This window comes from Tardiphaga sp. 37S4 (assembly GCF_021044645.1).
GTDB lineage: Bacteria > Pseudomonadota > Alphaproteobacteria > Rhizobiales > Xanthobacteraceae > Tardiphaga > Tardiphaga robiniae.
On sequence record NZ_CP088008.1, the window covers coordinates 1,522,428 to 1,538,102 of the forward strand.

Here is a 15,675-nt window from a genome sequence, read left to right on the forward strand (position 1 = left end):
GGGCATCCACGTCTTGTTACTTCGAAGACGTGGACGGCCGGGACGTCAAGCGAAGCTCGCTTCGCGCTGCCCGGCCATGACGAAACGCTGGTAAATACCAGCTTGATTGGCTGAGGTTCGATGTCGATGCGCAACAAGGAACGTCGCTCACGCCTGTTGGACGCCCTGAACGCCGGCGAGATCGATGTCGACGATCTCGCACGGCGCTTCGGTGTGTCCGGGTCCACCGTGCGGCGCGACCTGCAGCATCTCTCGAAGAACAACGCGGTGCGCCGCACTTACGGCGGCGCGATTCTCACCGGCCATGTCGCAGAGACCACGCTCGACCAGCGCTTCGCGGTCCAGGGCAAGGAAAAGCAGGCCATTGCGCGCGCCGCGATCGACCTGATCGAGGACGGCGATACGCTGATCCTCGATGCCGGATCGACGGTCGCGGCATTCGGCAAGCTGCTGCTGCAGCGCCGCTTGCGCATCATCACCAACAATATCGCGCTGCTGCCGTTTCTCGCCAAGGCACCAAGCATCGAACTCGTGGTGCTGGGCGGCGCGCTGCGCTCGACCAGCATGAGCACCATGGGGCCGCTGGCCAGCGAGGGACTGCGCCGGCTCACGGCCGACCGCGCCATCATGAGCGCCGACGGTGTCGTGAGCGGTCGCGGGTTGTGCGAGGCCGACCTCGATCAGGTCGCCTTGAAGTCCCTGATGATGCAGCAGGCCAAGGAGGTCATCGTGCTCGCCGACGCCGGCAAGCTCGGCCGCGCCGAACAGGACGCCTGGGCGCCGCTGCCGCCGCGCTGGACGCTGGTGACGGGCGCCGGCGCCTCGGCGGAGCAACGCAAGCTGATGGAGGAAGCAGGGGCGCATATCGTCGTGGCGGGGGCGTAGCGCGGCTGTATGCGTGTTCTGACGCCGTGCCGATATGGGTATGATATTCAATTGAACAGTCGCATCAGTAAGGCTTTGCCAACCGGGACTGCCCGGACACCGTGAAAAGCGCGAACATACTCTCCCGCGTAAAAGGCGCGTACGACGCGAATTCGCGTTGCAGCGGCTTCTTCGAAGCGAACGCCGAAACCATCGCTCGTTCGTCGCATGACCGTTGCCGACACATTCTGACCGTATACATTGCACTTGAGAACAGTCCCCACCTGCGGCGGCGCGGGATCGATGAAGCGAGCACCGGTTATCGAGATGTCTGCCATGCGAACCAGCCGCGGGGCGCTGTCCTCGTGAATGAGGACGGGCTCATTGCGCTCAAATCGCTCGGCTTTCCGACGGCGAGGCTGCTCGATACAGATGAAGCACACGATTGCGAGGACGACGCAGTTGTACAAACTCCAGCCAAGCGCTAGTCCGCCGTAAGCAATGCTCTCTCCCTTCAGATTGATAATGAAAGCGTAAGCGATCGCCAGCATGGTTATCAGCAGCGCGGATCCATAAAGCCGCAGAAGCGGCCACTCGATGAACCTCTGATTGCGATCGCCACCTTTGGCGGTGACCTTGAACTTGTGACCCTTTGGTCTGATCAGGCCCGTGATGATTGCTTTCAGGACCGCCGGTGCCGCGATGTACTGCGAGACGTCCGTCATAATCGCCAGCGAGCGACCGCGGGAAATCCAGGTCATCGTAAATGCGTGCCAGACGTAGAAGGGCAGGAAGTATGTCAACAGTTCGGAGAGATCGGCGTAAATCGCCTTGATCCCGAACAGGAGATAGAGCCACGGCACGATCAGGCCAAGCATCTTCGTTCCATAAGCCCCGGCCCAGCTCATGAAAGCGTCGACGAGCGAAAGCCGGTCGATCAGGGCGAGTTTTGATTGCGATGAAAAGGGCCCGCTTCGGCCTCTTACGATCTGCATGAAGCCGAGGCACCATCGACCGCGTTGGGTGATGTATTCCTTGAGGCCTTCGGGCGCCAATCCAAGCGTGAGCCGTTCGTTCAGATAAACCGTGTGATAATTACGCTCCTTCAGACGCAACGTGACGAGATAGTCCTCAGTCACCGAGTCCGTCGGGAATCCACCGATCTCCATGAGGCCTGAAAAGCGGATCACCGACGATGTGCCGCAGCAGAAAGCCACCCCCCAGGCGTCTTTGGCCGGCATCAGAATATCAAAAAAGAAACGTTGCTCGTCGGGCCATACCTCGGTGGCGGCCAGATTGGACTGGATCGGATCCGGATTGATGAAGTGCTGCGGCGTCTGCACGATGCCAATGGTCTTGTCTTCCATCAAACTGGTCGCGCGCGTGAGAAACTCCGGCAGAGGGACGAAGTCGGCATCCAGGATGGCAACGAAATCCGGTTTGTTTTGTAGTCCAGCGACATGGCGCAAAGCGTGATTGATGTTACCTGCTTTTGCATGCTGATTGTCTGGACGAGTCAGGTAATGACAGCCGAGCACTTCGGTCAGGCGTTTGAGCCATAGCCGTCGCCCATCATCCAGGACCCAGACACGATAGTTGCCGTAGTCCAGTCCCGTGGCGCCGATGATCGTGCGTTCGAGGATCGCTTGCTCCTCGTTATAGGTGCAGATGAAGACATCGACGAGCGGAACCCGCGCGGCGGCCGCGGCTTTTTTTATTCCGACCTCGACGTCGGCAGAGCGATCAATCGTTCGGCTGAGAAACAGCATCGACAGGCAGACGCCAAATAACGAGGCAGCCTCCGCCAGCATGAAGGGGTACCCGACGAAAAAGTCGGCGGTAAAGCCGGGTGGCGGAAGCGTCTGCGTGACACGCCACGTGAAGTATCGGATCAGCAGAATGACGGATATCCCGGTCATCAATGATCGGGCGAACGTGCTGTCGCGCTTCAGCATCGGCGTGATTGCGAGACAAGCACCGAGAGCGGCGATGCCTGGTGCGAAGGCTGAGATCATGGTTTCGACGTGTCGTGATTGAATACGACCCGTCCCGTGCGCCCCACTGCGCAGTCTTTGCCCGTGGTATCGAGATTGGGCATCGAGACCGTCACACGATAGGGTTCCTTGTTGAGCGTGTCGGGATTGATGGCCAGGTTCGCGGGCGCGCCAGACGCGCCAGTGAGATTCACGAGCAACCCTTTTATCGCCGGACTTTCATCATTTGGCTCAAAAATCGCCTGATCACCCAGCCTGAGCCTGTTGTAAACACGTTCGGTGACATTCGCCGTTACCACAGCGCCGCTGCAATCAAGTAGCTTCAGCAATGGTTGTCCGGCCCGGACATCCTCGCCCGGCGACGTCATCATCTCCCAGATCCGGCCAGTCACGGGCGCTTTGATGTCCGCTTCCGATCGGCTGACATAAAGCAGTTGCTCGGACGCGATCTCGCTCGCGAGCCACGCGATCTGGGCATTCGCATGCGCCAGATCGGCTTGGAGATCATTTGCACGTTGCCGCATCTCTTCTTCGCGCTGGACCGAACTTGGGCGGTCATTGTAGCTATCGCCCAGATACGTGCCCTTCTGCGCGGCAATGAGCTCGATCTTGGCGGCATCAAGTCTGCGACGGGCGCCGATTTCGGTTTGCTGGGCGACCGATTGTTCCCGGGTCAAGCGGGCGAATTCCACGCTGGAGACGCTGCCCGACTTGATCAGCGACGATGCTCGCTCTACGGCGGCGGTTGCCTCTTCCCGCCGGGACGCAGCGGCTTCGATCACCGACTGTATTTCAGCGATGCGCGCTTCCAGTTGGAGGGTACGGCCTTCCCTGAATTGGGAGGCCTGGCGCGCGAGATCTTGCTGCGCGGCTTGAGCCGAGGCGAATTTGGTCGCCAGACTTGGGCGCTCATTGTCCAGTCGCGACATCTGTCGTCTGAGATCATCCAGCCGATTTCGATCGCCCCGTGCATTCACGACGCGAAGGAGGAGGTCACCTTCATTCACTGCGCTCGACGTCGAACGGCCGGACTTCGAACTGACTTCGCCATCGATCGGCGACCTTAGCGTCACGAGCCTGGCATTGACCACGGCCTCCACGCTGGAGGTCTGCAGGATTGCCCTGAGTGGCAGCCATCCGAACACGGCAACAATGGTGAGACCGGCAGCGATCTTCAGCACCCGCCGAACGGTGCTATATGAGCGCGGAGGCGTTGTCTGATCAGGCGAACCGCGGTTTGCGGGCTCGTCGATATCCGGCTTCAGTCGGTCTTCCAGATCGCGCTGCAATCCTCTGGCGCCGGGATCGAAGGATGGAACATCTTCCTCGACAACGGACGAAGGTGCGAACCCCGAAGGAAATTGAGTCTTTTGCGCACGATCCATGGCAGCCGAACCCAAATTGTCGGTGAGCGGACCAACTCGGTCCTTCGAAGCGATTCCATGTCAGGTGAGTAGAGTGTGCGCCCGCTTAAGAGCCCGCTAAGGTAGACCCCGCATCTTTCGATAAAACTGCGCAATCTCGGAGGCCGGGCGCTATGATACCTAGGAAGGGAGGCATTGCTGCTGCATTAGCGATCGTGCTTTGCATGCCGTCGATGTCTCTTGCAGACAACAGGAATGGCGAGCGGATTTTCTTGAGCCGCTGCGCGATGTGCCACGGAAATGACTTTAAGGGCACAGGGCCTTTGGCTGATAAGAGCAATCCGCCTGCACCCGATCTCACGACACCCGAGTTCAAGAAGCGCCTGCTTGATTATCCCGGCGTGATCGTATCGTCCGTCATACTCCGTCCCAACGGCGATCTCATTCCAAGAACGTTGCGCGAAAACGGCGTGAAATTGCCGCCGTTCGCATGGACGGTCAGGGACTTTCGGGATCTGAATGAGTACCTGACTGACAAGATCGCCAAGGCCAAATAATCTGGATGTCGCGCAATTCCCGATGACTCGTTGCTGGCGGGGCTCAGTGCAGTCTGCAGAACACGACGGAAAAGCTGCAAAACATGCGTTGACCGGAAGGCCAAAAGCCTAGAAGAAACAACGCGCGCGGACGTGGCGGAACTGGTAGACGCAAGGGACTTAAAATCCCTCGATGGCAACGTCGTGCGGGTTCGATTCCCGCCGTCCGCACCAGCCTTCAGGGGAACTTCGGCCTCAATCCGGCCACCGGCGGCTGCTTTACGCAACGTCAATCCTGCCCGGCTAGAAAGTCCCGATGATCGACCGTCACCCTCGTTTCCGCCTGCCGACGCGCGCTGCTGCGATAGTGTCGCTGTTTGTCCTTGCCGGCTATCTCGGCGGCTGCGCGAGCATGGGCGATGGCATGGTGTCGGGCGCCTTTGTCGATCCTGCGAAATATGACCTCTATGACTGCCCGCAGCTTGAGACCGAGCGCAAGACGCTTGCGACGCGGACGGCCGAATTGCAGGGGCTGATCGACAAGGCGCAGACCGGCACGGGCGGCGCGGTGGTCAGCGAACTCGCTTATCGCAACGATTACATCTCGACGCGGGCGCAGGCGAAGCTGGCGGAAGAGAACTGGCAGAAGAGCAAGTGTGTGGCCAGTCCGCCAAAAGCGCCGGTGGCATCAGAACCCATTACGCCGCGCAAGCGTGCTGGCGCCCGCTCCTGAGCCACCCGGGTCACAGTCTCCAGTTATAGATCCAGTCCTGCCGCGCCTGCAGACGTTCTGCACCCAGCGCGCGCATCGTGAGATCGCGCGCCAGCGCCATGGGCCCGCGCAGATGATAGATCTGGCCGGATTGCCGCGCGGTTCGCTGGACATGGGCCACGCGCGGCTGGCGCAGCGCGGCGTAGCGCGCGAGTGCGGGCGCGATCGCTGCGGCATCGTGGCCAGCGGCGGCAAGGCACTCCGCCAGCACCGCCGCATCCTCGATGGCCATGCCTGCGCCCTGCGCGGCGAAAGGCAGCATCGCATGGGCGGCATCACCCAGTAGCGCCACGGATCCCTCGTGCCACACGCCGCCATCCGGCATCGTGAACAGCGGCCAGCGCCGCCAGTTATCGACGCTCTCGATCATGGCGCGTGCATTGGCGGGCCAGCGCGACGCTGCAAAATGTTGGCGGATCTCGCTGGCGTCGCCAGCATCGCTGCCGCCCGGCTGCATCACGGCGCCGGGCATGATGGCGACCATGTTGATCCGCTCGCCCGATGACACCGGATAGACAACGAGATGGGCCTTCGGCCCCATCCAGAGCTGGACGCCATGGGGGACCAAGTCGCTTTTCAGCCGGCTCGTTTCCAGCGTCCCACGCCAGGCGATCAGGCCGGAGAAGTGCGGCTGCGTTTCGGGAAACAGTTGCCGTCGCACGAAAGACCGCGCGCCATCGGCGCCGATCAAGGCCAGCGCCGACTCGCCGTTGACCGTGATGCCGGCGGGCGTGGCGCGGAGGTTGTCCACGGGACAACCGAGGCGCAGTTCGATGTCGGGATGCGCGGTGACCGCGCCAAGCAAGGCCGATTGCAGATCGGCCCGGTGCACCAGCCAGTAGGGCGCGTCATCGCTTGCGCTGCCGAGCGGCAGGCGGATCACTTCGCCGCCGCTGCGCGCGGTCATGATGCTCACACGGGCGGGCGTCGTGACATGGGGCGCAAGGCGCGATTGCAGGCCGAGGCCGATCAGTATGCGGGTCGCATTGGGCGAGAGCTGCAGTCCGGCGCCGGCTTCTTCAAGCCGTTCCGTCTTCTCACAGATGAGGACGCGAAAGCCCCGGGCGGCGAGCGCCAGCGCGGCCGTCAGTCCGCCGATGCCCGCACCAGCGATGACGATGGTGCGCGGCGCCGTCACGGCCGGAAATCAGGCAACCTTGTCTTTCACCACGCATTCCGGCGGACGTGACTGGCCGGCGCCGAGATCGGCGGCAAAGCGATACAAGGTCGAGCAATACGGGCAGATGATCTCGTTGTCGTTGCCGAGGTCGAGGAAGACATGCGGATGATCGAACGGCGGATTGGCACCCACGCACATGAATTCCTGCGAGCCGATCTCGATGATCGGAACGCCGGCGTCATTGTGAAAGTGCGGAACCACGTGGTCGGACATCTTCTCTACCTTTGCTCGCAACAGCCGCGGGCGTATGAACCGGCGCGCCATTCAGTGCGGCGCACCATACTGGTCCGGAACCATGATTCCTAGACCGTGCAGGGGTCATTCATCCGTACAAATTCGACACAATTCGGGTGTCTCCGAATAGCCCTTCTTTCGTCGGGGCAGTTGTGTCCACGATGTGACGCACCATTTCTAAAGAGGTGCAAGGATAGGGTTTTCTGCCATGTGGTTCCGGCTCGACACAGCTTTGACGGGGGTAGCGGTCTGCGCGACCGCCGGCCTGCTGTTGCTGCCGCATGCGCGCGACGCCGGCGCCGTGCTGGCCGCGCAGGACGACCCGGTTGCTCTGGCCGATGCGCAACTCAGCTCTGCATTGCGGAAGGATCCCGCGGTGCTCGCCCGCAATATCGAGGAGGCGCTCGCGGCCAGGGATGCCGACCTCGCCAAAAGCTTTGCCGATGTTGCGGCTGCCAGAAATGTTCAACTGCCGGACGATCTCGCCAGGCGCGTGACCGAGGCGGTTGCGGACGAGAATTCCGCCTCCCATTTCGCCAGCCGCTTTGCGACCGGCTTTGTCACCGGCACGGCCGATGATGTCGGCAGCCTGTCGGGTACCGTTGCCGGCGATCTCTTTGTGTTCGGCGATATCCGCGACGTGGTGCGCGAGGGCAAGCACATGGCGATGGGTGAGGATACCGATCACCTGATCCTCGGCCTTGCCGCGGCCGGTCTGGCTGTCACCGCAGCGACCTATGTCAGCGTTGGCGGAGTCGCGCCGGTGCGCGCGGGTCTTACGCTGGTGAAGGACGCGCGCAAGGTCGGACGGATCGGCGAGGGGCTCACCACCTGGGCGGCACGCTCGGCGCGGGGCGTGGTGGATGGGCCGATGTTGCGCGCGGCCGTGGCCGATGCCTCCGTGCTGCGGCCGGGCCAGACCATCACCGCGGTGAAGGCGGCGTTCCGCACTGAGAAGGCAGGCGGCATCGTGCGTCTTGCCGGAGATGTCGGCCGTGTCGGCGAGAAGGCCGGCACGCGCGGCGCGCTCGATACGCTGCGTATCGCCCAGAGCCCGAAAGACGTCACGCGCGCGGCGCGACTCGCCGAAGTCAAAGGCGGTCAGACCCGCGCCATCATGAAGATGTTCGGCCGCGGCGCGCTGCTGCTGGCGGCTGGCGCGTTCAATCTTTCGATGTGGGTGTTCTGGGCATTGTTCGCGCTGCTTGGATTTGTCGTGTCGATCAAGGCAACCACGGAACGCATCACCTGGTCGTGGCTGCTGCGCTCCAAGGCGAGGCGCGCGCAGCGTGATCTGGCGGTACGACAGGACGCTCTGCTGCAGGACATCTCACGCAAGGACGCATTACTCAGGGACATGGCTCTCCGCCATCCGGCGCCGGCTCACTCACTGGCGCCGGTGCTCGTCCACGGGTAAACTGAGCGCTTCCCATCACCACCATTCATTCTCTCAATCACCCCATCTCTCAATCGTAACGGAATTCTGGATGCCGAGCTTTCACAACGGCGCTGTCGAAATTGCTTATCTCGATGAAGGCGAGGGCGATCCGATCGTTCTCGTGCATGGCTTTGCATCGAGCAAGAACGTCAACTGGGTCTACCCGACCTGGGTGTCGGAATTGAAGAAGCACAATCGCCGCGTCATCGCGCTCGACAATCGCGGCCACGGCGATTCCAGCAAGCTCTACGATTCCGAACAATACAGCATCGGTGCGATGGCCGCCGACGTGCGCGCGCTGCTCGCGCATCTTGGTATCGTGCGCACCGACATGATGGGTTATTCGATGGGGGCGCGCATCACTGCCTATATCGCCTATAGCCATCCCGAATTGATCCGCGGCGCGATCTTCGGCGGTCTCGGCATCGGCCTCATCAAGGGCGGTGGTCCCGGCGAGAATGTCGCCCTCGCGCTCGAGGCGGACTCGCTCGACGACGTCACCGATCCCGTCGGCCGCACGTTCCGCGCTTTTGCCGATCAGACCCGTTCGGATCGCCGCGCGCTCGCAGCCTGTCTGCGCGGCTCGCGCCGGCTGATGACGAATGAGGAAGCCGCCGCCATCAAGGTGCCGCTGCTGATCGCGGTGGGAACGACGGACGAGATCAGCGGCTCCGCACAGGAGTTGCAGAAGGTCATCGCCGGCTCCGAAGTGCTGGATATTCCGAACCGCGATCACATGCGGGCGGTCGGCGATCGCGTCTACAAGGAAGGTGTGCTGGATTTCCTGTCCCGCCGCCCGTGATGACAATTGGCGAGGGGCGCACCTTGTTTTGATCACATGAGCGCCCACTTCTGATGCACGCCCGGTTTGTGGGCGGACGGGGCTTCCACCGGAAACGCCTGCGCTTTCAAAGTGTTGGCAGGTGATTGCCGGGTAAGCCACCGTTCACGATGGCAGGAGCCGTGTCGCGACAGCGATGCGCCTTGTGCTATAATCGACGCCGTATTCAGGAAATTGCGAGTCCGCCATGGCCGTGCAGAGCATCAATCCGCAGAATTCAAAACTCGCAACGCTGGATCCGATCTGGGATCGCATCCGTTCCGAGGCGGAAGACATCGTCCATCGCGAGCCTGAACTCGCATCCTTCATTTATTCGACCGTGCTGCATCACAACCGTCTGGAAGATTCGGTGGTGCACCGGGTTGCGGAACGTCTCGATCACGCAGCGCTGTCCGGCGACCTGATCCGCCAGACCTTCGACGAAGCGCTGCGCGACGAGCCGGATCTTGGCAATGCGTTCCGCGCCGACCTCGTCGCCGTGTTCGACCGCGATCCCGCCACCACGCGCTTCATCGATCCGCTGCTGTACTTCAAGGGCTTCCACGCCATCCAGGCGCATCGTCTTGCGCATTGGCTCCACAAAAAAGGCCGCAAGGACTTTGCGTGGTATCTGCAGAGCCGCTCGTCGGCCGCCTTCCAGACCGACATCAATCCTGCCGCCAAGATCGGCCGCGGAATCTTTCTCGATCACGCGACCGGCTTTGTCGTCGGCGAGACGGCTGTGATCGAAGACGACGTGTCGATCCTGCACGGCGTGACGCTCGGCGGCACCGGTAAGGAAAACGAGGACCGCCATCCGAAGATTCGTCACGGTGTGCTGATCGGCGCCGGTGCCAAGATTCTCGGCAATATCGAAGTCGGCCATTGCGCGCGGATTGCCGCGGGCTCGGTCGTCGTCAAGCCTGTGCCGCACAACGTCACCGTGGCGGGCGTACCGGCGAAGATCGTTGGCGAAGCCGGCTGTTCGGAGCCGTCGCGCACCATGAACCAGATGCTGAACGCGATCGGGCTCTGATTTTCAGGGGCTGAGACTTCTGGGCTTGCGATTTGCAAGCGCTGATATTGCACGCGTTTTCGTTCACTTGTGGGATGGCGTGATTTTTCGAGAAACGGCCTAGCCGTGGACGCCATCTCGCATTAAAGCTTCTCTCCATCAGCTCAACAGACATCAACTGCATTGGAGACACCTGTGGACGTTCAGGAAGTCAGAAAGCTCGACGCCTATCTCAAGCGCGTGTTCGGCAACCAGAAGCTCCGCGTGGTGCCGCGCCCGAAGAAGGACGACTCCGCCGAAGTCTATATCGGCGAAGAATTTATCGGCGTGCTGTTCGTCGATGACGAAGACGACGATCGCTCGTTCCAGTTCCAGATGGCGATCCTGGAAGAAGACCTCGTCGATAACGGCTGAGGATGCACCTTGCCCCCGCTTGGCGGCGGCGAGATCAGCGCAAGCGCAGGCCCTCGCGCTCTGTACATCACACGCTAGGCCGCGTTGTCCGGCGCGACCAGGCCGGCGGCGGTGGCAAGCCAGACCAGGTGCGCGTCGGTGCGCGCGCCGATCTTCGATTTGATCTGGTAGTGATAATTCTGCACGGTCTTGGTGCTCAGATTGAGCGACGTCGCGATCTGCTCCGTGGTCCAGCCTGACGCCACCAGCCGCAGGATTTCCGTTTCGCGCGGCCCGAGATCTTCCACCAGCGACCGTTCGTTGCCGAGCCGCTCGCTGGCGATTTCGCGCGCGATGTCTTCGCTCAATGCGCGTCCGCCGCGGGCGACGGTAGCGATGGCGCGCACCAGTTCGTGCGGCGCGCTGCTCTTTGTGATGTAGCCGCAGGCGCCAGCCTCGAACGCTTTCAGCGCGAACGCGGCGCTTGCATGCATGGTGAACACCAGCAGGCGCGCGGTGCGATCCCATTGCCGGATATGCCGGATCGCTTCCAGCCCGCCGGGGCCGGGCAGCGACAGATCCATGACCACCACGTCCGGGCGCTCTGCCTGATAGGCGCGATAGGCCGCAGCGGCATCCTCGGCCTCGGCGCTGACGCGAAAACCGACCTGCCGCTCCAGTAGCCGGCGATAGCCTTCGCGCACCACCGGATGGTCGTCGACCAGCAAGATGCTGACGGCGGTCATGCCGCCGCTTGTCGTGGCAGCAGCGGAATCACCGCGGCCACGCGGATACCGTGTGCCGCCGGGCCGATCGACAGGCTGCCGCCAAGCGCTGCGATGCGCTCGCGAATGCCGAGAATGCCGTGGCCGGAGGCGGTGTGGGCCTGCCTGGCGTCGCCGCCGCCGTCATCCTCGACACTGAGGGCGACGGCGTCGCGGACCTCTTCCCCATGGCTGACGCGGAGATGAACGTGCTGCGGCCGGCCGTGGCGTGCGGCGTTGGTGAGGCACTCTTGCGCGATGCGGTAGATGTTGACGGCGGCTTCTGCGGGGACGGCGGTGAGATCGCCGGTTACGTCGAGATGAAACACGGCGCGCCGCGTTGTGCTCGCATTCCACTGCGCCACCAGTTGCACAAGGCTGGCCTGCAATCCCAGTTCCTCGAGATCCTGCGAGCGCAGCCGCGCCAGCGCGCTGCGCAGCGTCGTCATCATCTGGCCGGTGATGCGGGCGATAGCGCGGGCATCGTCGGCCAGATCGGGACGGGACGGTGTGGCGCCGGTCTCGATGGCTGCGGCGAGCGCCGCGGTGGCGGTGAGGCACTGGCCGAACTCGTCGTGCAGATCGCGCGCCAGTGCGCGGCGTTCTTCTTCCTGTACCTGAAACAGTCGTTTGGTCAGCGCCACGCGTTCGGCGGTGGTGGCCGCGAGACGCCCGGCGAGATCGTTGACGGCGCGGGCGATATGGCTGAATTCGGTGGCGCCGAAAGCGGGCAGGCGATGGCGGTGGTCACCATGTTCGAGGCGGCGCAGGCCGCGTACGATGCTCCGGGCCGGCATCAGCGCATGGCCGATCAGGAGGATCGCGAGCAGACTGATGGCCAGCGCCATCGCCGCGGCGATGCTGACCATCACGGTCACCTGCCGCCATGCCTGACGCACGGCGGTGGCGGGGTCGACACGGGCTTGCACGGTGCCGGCATCGCGCTGCCGCACGGTAAGCGGCCGCGTCACCGTGGCATGTGGCCCGAACAGCGCGCCGTAGAGACTGACGAACCATGATGGTGCCGGGCTGCCGATGTCTTCGGTCTGGCTGCACAGGTCGAACGGCGGCGCGCTGCCGAGCCGGAAGTCAATGCACACGCCTGGCGCGATCACCTTCATGGTCGCAATGGATTTCCAGTCCGGCAGCGGCAGCAGTGCATCGCGGTAAGTGCCATCGCGCCACAGCAATTCGCGCCAGTACAGGTTCTGCAGGGTTGTCGCGACGCGGTCGGCGGAGGCGGCGGTGTCGGCCTCGATGGTGCGGTGCGCATCGACCAGAATCCATCCGATCGTACAGGCCAGACAGAGCAGCACCACGGCGACGAGACGAAGAACGAGATGTATCAGCAGGCGCATGATCGCATTCCCCGCGGTGAGACATTGATATTAAAGCGGCACGCACCGCGGTCTGGCAAGCGGTTCTGCATCGTTTGGGCAATTTGCCCGGTATGTGGCGGGTGCGATGCCCTTGGAGGCTCAGTCATACAGGCGGCAGATTGAAACCAACCGCCGATCGTGATCGGTGAAACAACCAGCAGGAGGGACATGTGGTGAGCCGGCATCATCTCGATCCGGCAGATCGCGCGCCGCTGCTGCACTGGTTGATCTTTACCGGGCTCTGCCTGTTCGCCGCGGTTCTGCTCTGGCACTATGGCCTGGTGCGGCAGATGCTTGCCGTCGATCGCACCTATATCTCGTCAGTGATCGTACTGCTCTATTTCGGTGCGTCGCTGCATTGCCTGTGGCGCCTGATCGCGGTGTCGCGCGAAGCCGATGCTGCGCGGGGTGCAGCGGAGCTATTCGCGGAGGGCGGCCAACGCATCGTCGTGGCCGGCGACGGTGTTGCGATCGACGGCGTCGGTGCGTTACCGAAAGGCCTGATGGCGTCGCATATCCGCGACCTCGCCGTGAAATCCGCACTGCAAAGCGGTCGGCAGCTCGACCAGACGCTGCTGCTGCGTCGTCTCGCCGGCAATTTGCGCGGCTCGAACGGCTTCGGCGGCTTTGCCGGCGACACGCTGATGAAACTCGGCCTGATCGGCACGATAGTTGGCTTCATCATGATGCTGGCGCCGATCGCCGGCCTCGACACCGGCAATCAGGGCGCCATCAAGGCCTCCATGAACCTGATGAGCGAGGGCATGGCGGTGGCGATGTATACCACGCTGGCAGGGCTGATCGGTTCGATCCTGATCCGCATCCAATATTACATGCTGGAGGACGCGACCGCCAAACTGTTCGCCTTTGCCGTCGGCGTCATCGACGTCCACGCCGTGTCGCTGCTCGAACGTGAAGCGGAGCACGCGAAGTGATCGACGAGTTTGAATTCTCTGGCAAGGAAGCGCCGTTCGATCCGCTCGGCGTCATGCTGTTCAAGGCGCTGCAGGTGATCGCCTTCCTGTTCTTCATTGCGCTGCTGGCGATCAAGACCAAGGACGACGAAGGCAAGGTCGATCCCAAGCTGGAATTCATGATCACGGTGAGCTGGCCCGACAAGCACCCGGACGACATCGACATGTTCGTGCAGGATCCGCTCGGCAACATTGTATGGTACCGGCGGCGCGAGACCGGCTTCATGGTGCTCGACCGCGATGACCGCGGCGGGCTCAACGATTTCATCATGGTCAACGGCCAGAAGGTGCGGTCGCCGATCCGCCAGGAGATCGTCAGCCTGCGCGGCATCGTGGCCGGCGAGTACATCGTCAACATCTACCATTTCGCCGCGCTGACCGGACAGCCAGTGCCAGTGACGGTCAAGGTCGAGAAGCTGAATCCGAAAGTACAGGTGGTGCACTACGACACCGTCAATGTCGATCATGGCGGCGCCGAGACAACCGCGGTGCGCTTCATCATGGACAAGACCGGCAACGTTACCGAGGTCAATCACGACCAGACATCGCTCGTGCAGATGCTGAACAAGCGGTACAGGGAGCGCAAGGCCGGATGAAGCGATGAGCCTGCAAACCAGCATTATCGGTCTGTCGCTCGGCTACGTGCTGCTCGGCCTGTTGCTGTTGCTGGCGGTGGTGCGGACGCGGCTGCCGTGGCCGGTGAAGGCCGGTGCGGTGGCGGTGACTTCGGCGTTTTACGTGCTGGTGTTCTTCCGCACCCAGGGCCTGCTCGGCTGGTCGGCGGACGATCCGCTGCCGCCGAACTTCCAGCTGTTGTGGGTGCGCAGCGTCGAGCCCAACATCGCCCAGGGCGAGCCAGGTGCCATCCACATGTGGGTCGAGGCCCTCGACGACGACAATCTCCCGAGCGGGGCGCCGCGGGCCTATCGGCGGCCTTACTCCACCGCGCTGGCGCGCAAGGCCGAGCGCGCACGCACCGAGATCGCCGCGGGTCATCCGCAAGGCGGGCGTGCCGCGCAATTCGGATCCGGCGAGGGCGAGTTGCCACCAGGGGGACCGCCAGGTGCGTTGTTCGCCAGCGGGGAGCCGGGCGGCGATCCGTCCGGCGGTGGCCTGCTGGACCCCGCTTTCATGCGCGGCGACTCCCAGTCCATCACATTCGCCCCGCTGTCCGTGCCCGTCCTGCCAGCCAAAGATGTGCCGTAGCGGCGATGGCCGGCGCGAGCGTTAACTCCGCTTGGGGTGGCGGGGAATGACAGTTTGGGGCGGTGATGCAGCCATCAAACATTTTTTCCTATCCCCGTTGACAGTATCCCTATCAGGTTTATATTCCCCTCCGTCCTGCCCCACCGAGAGGGGCGATCGCGATCGTCACGTTCGCGGGGTGGGATGCGGTGGACGCCGGAGATGCGGCGTCACGCGGTTTGGGGGTGACGTCTGTCTTCGGGCAGGACGGATCTGCGCCAGCACTGCCACTGGCAAGGAGACGGCCAGCCTTCGGATGGAAAGACTCCTGGACAGTGTGACGGACGACCAAAGTCAGAACGCGTCCGGCTTACTCGCTTGAGGCTCCCTTCCCATCGCCTTGGGACTTTAATTCGCGATCGGAGCGTTCGTCGAGGCAAAGTGCAAGCAACCGAAAAAACACCGCAGGCGGAACGTCGGGCACTCGCTCGGCGCCTCCGAAAGTCCTGATGCACTCTAGATTGCGGAAGACCGCATTCGCATCAGGCCCAAGGGTGCAACGGGCACCTGGCGTTCCGCACGCCCTCTCACAAGGGGGCGGGAATGCAAGACACGACGGCGCCCCCGCGCCGCAAAAAATGGGGGCGATGACGCATGTCTGAAGAGCAGTGGCTGTTTGACAGTTGAATCTGAAATAACGTGACGCGCGCACGCTCAAACCAGACGCCGTCATGCCCGGCGCATGTCGGGTATCCACGCCTTG

16 protein-coding genes and 1 tRNA gene are annotated in these 15,675 nt (G+C 62.8%); 11 read left to right on the forward strand and 6 right to left on the reverse strand.

Annotated elements, in window-relative coordinates; translation table 11 throughout:
* Nucleotides 1-120 precede the first annotated feature (120 nt).
* Entirely contained in the window at nucleotides 121-885 is a 765-nt protein-coding gene (locus LPB73_RS07165) for a DeoR/GlpR family DNA-binding transcription regulator (protein ID WP_231080111.1), read from the forward strand.
* A gap of 47 nt (nucleotides 886-932) precedes the next feature.
* Here the strand turns inward: LPB73_RS07165 and LPB73_RS07170 are convergent, their stop codons facing one another.
* Nucleotides 933-2,879 (reverse strand): glycosyltransferase, encoded by a 1,947-nt coding sequence (locus tag LPB73_RS07170; protein ID WP_231080112.1) that lies wholly within the window; start codon nucleotides 2,877-2,879, stop codon nucleotides 933-935.
* Entirely contained in the window at nucleotides 2,876-4,243 is a 1,368-nt protein-coding gene (locus LPB73_RS07175; protein WP_231080113.1) for an HlyD family secretion protein, read from the reverse strand. The genes LPB73_RS07170 and LPB73_RS07175 overlap by 4 nt, the downstream gene beginning before the upstream one ends.
* 212 nt (nucleotides 4,244-4,455) lie before the next feature.
* Between LPB73_RS07175 and LPB73_RS07180 the strand changes: the two genes are divergently transcribed.
* The 3 genes from LPB73_RS07180 (at nucleotide 4,456) to LPB73_RS07190 (ending at nucleotide 5,491) form a co-directional block, all read left to right on the forward strand.
* Nucleotides 4,456-4,779: a c-type cytochrome gene (locus tag LPB73_RS07180; protein WP_231080114.1), complete on the forward strand. Its 324-nt coding sequence runs from the start codon at nucleotides 4,456-4,458 to the stop codon at nucleotides 4,777-4,779.
* A 126-nt stretch (nucleotides 4,780-4,905) separates the two neighbouring features.
* A tRNA-Leu gene (locus LPB73_RS07185) sits at nucleotides 4,906-4,992 on the forward strand.
* A gap of 82 nt (nucleotides 4,993-5,074) precedes the next feature.
* Nucleotides 5,075-5,491, forward strand: coding sequence for a twin-arginine translocation pathway signal (locus tag LPB73_RS07190; protein ID WP_231080115.1), 417 nt, complete (start codon nucleotides 5,075-5,077; stop codon nucleotides 5,489-5,491).
* A gap of 10 nt (nucleotides 5,492-5,501) precedes the next feature.
* Here LPB73_RS07190 and LPB73_RS07195 read toward each other — a convergent pair whose 3' ends face one another.
* Entirely contained in the window at nucleotides 5,502-6,668 is a 1,167-nt protein-coding gene (locus tag LPB73_RS07195) for an FAD-dependent monooxygenase (protein ID WP_231080116.1), read from the reverse strand.
* Between the two features lie 9 nt (nucleotides 6,669-6,677).
* Nucleotides 6,678-6,923 (reverse strand): zinc-finger domain-containing protein, encoded by a 246-nt coding sequence (locus tag LPB73_RS07200; RefSeq protein WP_089265655.1) that lies wholly within the window; start codon nucleotides 6,921-6,923, stop codon nucleotides 6,678-6,680.
* A gap of 229 nt (nucleotides 6,924-7,152) precedes the next feature.
* On the opposite strand from LPB73_RS07200, the gene LPB73_RS07205 reads away from it, so the two are divergent.
* From LPB73_RS07205 to LPB73_RS07220, 4 genes are all read left to right on the forward strand, one after another.
* Nucleotides 7,153-8,361 carry a hypothetical protein gene (locus tag LPB73_RS07205; protein WP_231080117.1) on the forward strand — a complete coding sequence of 403 codons (1,209 nt, stop codon included), beginning with the start codon at nucleotides 7,153-7,155 and terminating at the stop codon, nucleotides 8,359-8,361.
* A 70-nt stretch (nucleotides 8,362-8,431) separates the two neighbouring features.
* Nucleotides 8,432-9,184, forward strand: a complete 753-nt coding sequence (locus tag LPB73_RS07210; RefSeq protein WP_231080118.1) for an alpha/beta fold hydrolase — start codon at nucleotides 8,432-8,434, stop codon at nucleotides 9,182-9,184.
* 226 nt (nucleotides 9,185-9,410) lie between these two features.
* Nucleotides 9,411-10,238 carry a serine O-acetyltransferase gene (gene cysE / locus LPB73_RS07215; RefSeq protein ID WP_068736178.1) on the forward strand — a complete coding sequence of 276 codons (828 nt, stop codon included), beginning with the start codon at nucleotides 9,411-9,413 and terminating at the stop codon, nucleotides 10,236-10,238.
* A gap of 174 nt (nucleotides 10,239-10,412) precedes the next feature.
* On the forward strand, nucleotides 10,413-10,631 hold the full coding sequence (locus LPB73_RS07220; protein ID WP_068736180.1) for a DUF3126 family protein: 219 nt from the start codon (nucleotides 10,413-10,415) through the stop codon (nucleotides 10,629-10,631).
* Nucleotides 10,632-10,705: 74 nt separating this feature from the next.
* Here LPB73_RS07220 and LPB73_RS07225 read toward each other — a convergent pair whose 3' ends face one another.
* On the reverse strand, nucleotides 10,706-11,356 hold the full coding sequence (locus tag LPB73_RS07225) for a response regulator (protein ID WP_068736182.1): 651 nt from the start codon (nucleotides 11,354-11,356) through the stop codon (nucleotides 10,706-10,708).
* On the reverse strand, nucleotides 11,353-12,732 hold the full coding sequence (locus LPB73_RS07230; RefSeq protein WP_231080119.1) for a HAMP domain-containing sensor histidine kinase: 1,380 nt from the start codon (nucleotides 12,730-12,732) through the stop codon (nucleotides 11,353-11,355). The genes LPB73_RS07225 and LPB73_RS07230 overlap by 4 nt, the downstream gene beginning before the upstream one ends.
* A gap of 194 nt (nucleotides 12,733-12,926) precedes the next feature.
* Between LPB73_RS07230 and LPB73_RS07235 the strand changes: the two genes are divergently transcribed.
* From LPB73_RS07235 to LPB73_RS07245, 3 genes are read left to right on the forward strand one after another with little or no spacing between them, the layout of a single operon-like run.
* A complete protein-coding gene (locus LPB73_RS07235) occupies nucleotides 12,927-13,688 on the forward strand; it encodes a MotA/TolQ/ExbB proton channel family protein (protein WP_231080120.1) in 762 nt (253 codons plus the stop codon).
* Nucleotides 13,685-14,323 carry a hypothetical protein gene (locus LPB73_RS07240; RefSeq protein WP_089264921.1) on the forward strand — a complete coding sequence of 213 codons (639 nt, stop codon included), beginning with the start codon at nucleotides 13,685-13,687 and terminating at the stop codon, nucleotides 14,321-14,323. The genes LPB73_RS07235 and LPB73_RS07240 overlap by 4 nt, the downstream gene beginning before the upstream one ends.
* A gap of 4 nt (nucleotides 14,324-14,327) precedes the next feature.
* The gene (locus LPB73_RS07245; RefSeq protein ID WP_231080121.1) at nucleotides 14,328-14,933 is read left to right on the forward strand and encodes a hypothetical protein; all 606 of its coding nucleotides are present in this window, start codon (nucleotides 14,328-14,330) and stop codon (nucleotides 14,931-14,933) included.
* The last annotated feature ends 742 nt before the right edge of the window (nucleotides 14,934-15,675 follow it).

What these genes read in the sequence shown, in the direction of transcription:
- LPB73_RS07165 (WP_231080111.1), top strand. Translation starts at nt 121, where the DNA reads ATGTCGATGCGCAACAAGGAACGTCGCTCACGCCTGTTGGACGCCCTG.
- LPB73_RS07170 (WP_231080112.1), bottom strand. Translation starts at nt 2,879, where the DNA reads ATGATCTCAGCCTTCGCACCAGGCATCGCCGCTCTCGGTGCTTGTCTC.
- LPB73_RS07175 (WP_231080113.1), bottom strand. Translation starts at nt 4,243, where the DNA reads ATGGATCGTGCGCAAAAGACTCAATTTCCTTCGGGGTTCGCACCTTCG.
- LPB73_RS07180 (WP_231080114.1), top strand. Translation starts at nt 4,456, where the DNA reads ATGTCTCTTGCAGACAACAGGAATGGCGAGCGGATTTTCTTGAGCCGC.
- LPB73_RS07190 (WP_231080115.1), top strand. Translation starts at nt 5,075, where the DNA reads ATGATCGACCGTCACCCTCGTTTCCGCCTGCCGACGCGCGCTGCTGCG.
- LPB73_RS07200 (WP_089265655.1), bottom strand. Translation starts at nt 6,923, where the DNA reads ATGTCCGACCACGTGGTTCCGCACTTTCACAATGACGCCGGCGTTCCG.
- LPB73_RS07205 (WP_231080117.1), top strand. Translation starts at nt 7,153, where the DNA reads ATGTGGTTCCGGCTCGACACAGCTTTGACGGGGGTAGCGGTCTGCGCG.
- LPB73_RS07210 (WP_231080118.1), top strand. Translation starts at nt 8,432, where the DNA reads ATGCCGAGCTTTCACAACGGCGCTGTCGAAATTGCTTATCTCGATGAA.
- cysE (WP_068736178.1), top strand. Translation starts at nt 9,411, where the DNA reads ATGGCCGTGCAGAGCATCAATCCGCAGAATTCAAAACTCGCAACGCTG.
- LPB73_RS07225 (WP_068736182.1), bottom strand. Translation starts at nt 11,356, where the DNA reads ATGACCGCCGTCAGCATCTTGCTGGTCGACGACCATCCGGTGGTGCGC.
- LPB73_RS07230 (WP_231080119.1), bottom strand. Translation starts at nt 12,732, where the DNA reads ATGCGCCTGCTGATACATCTCGTTCTTCGTCTCGTCGCCGTGGTGCTG.
- LPB73_RS07245 (WP_231080121.1), top strand. Translation starts at nt 14,328, where the DNA reads ATGAGCCTGCAAACCAGCATTATCGGTCTGTCGCTCGGCTACGTGCTG.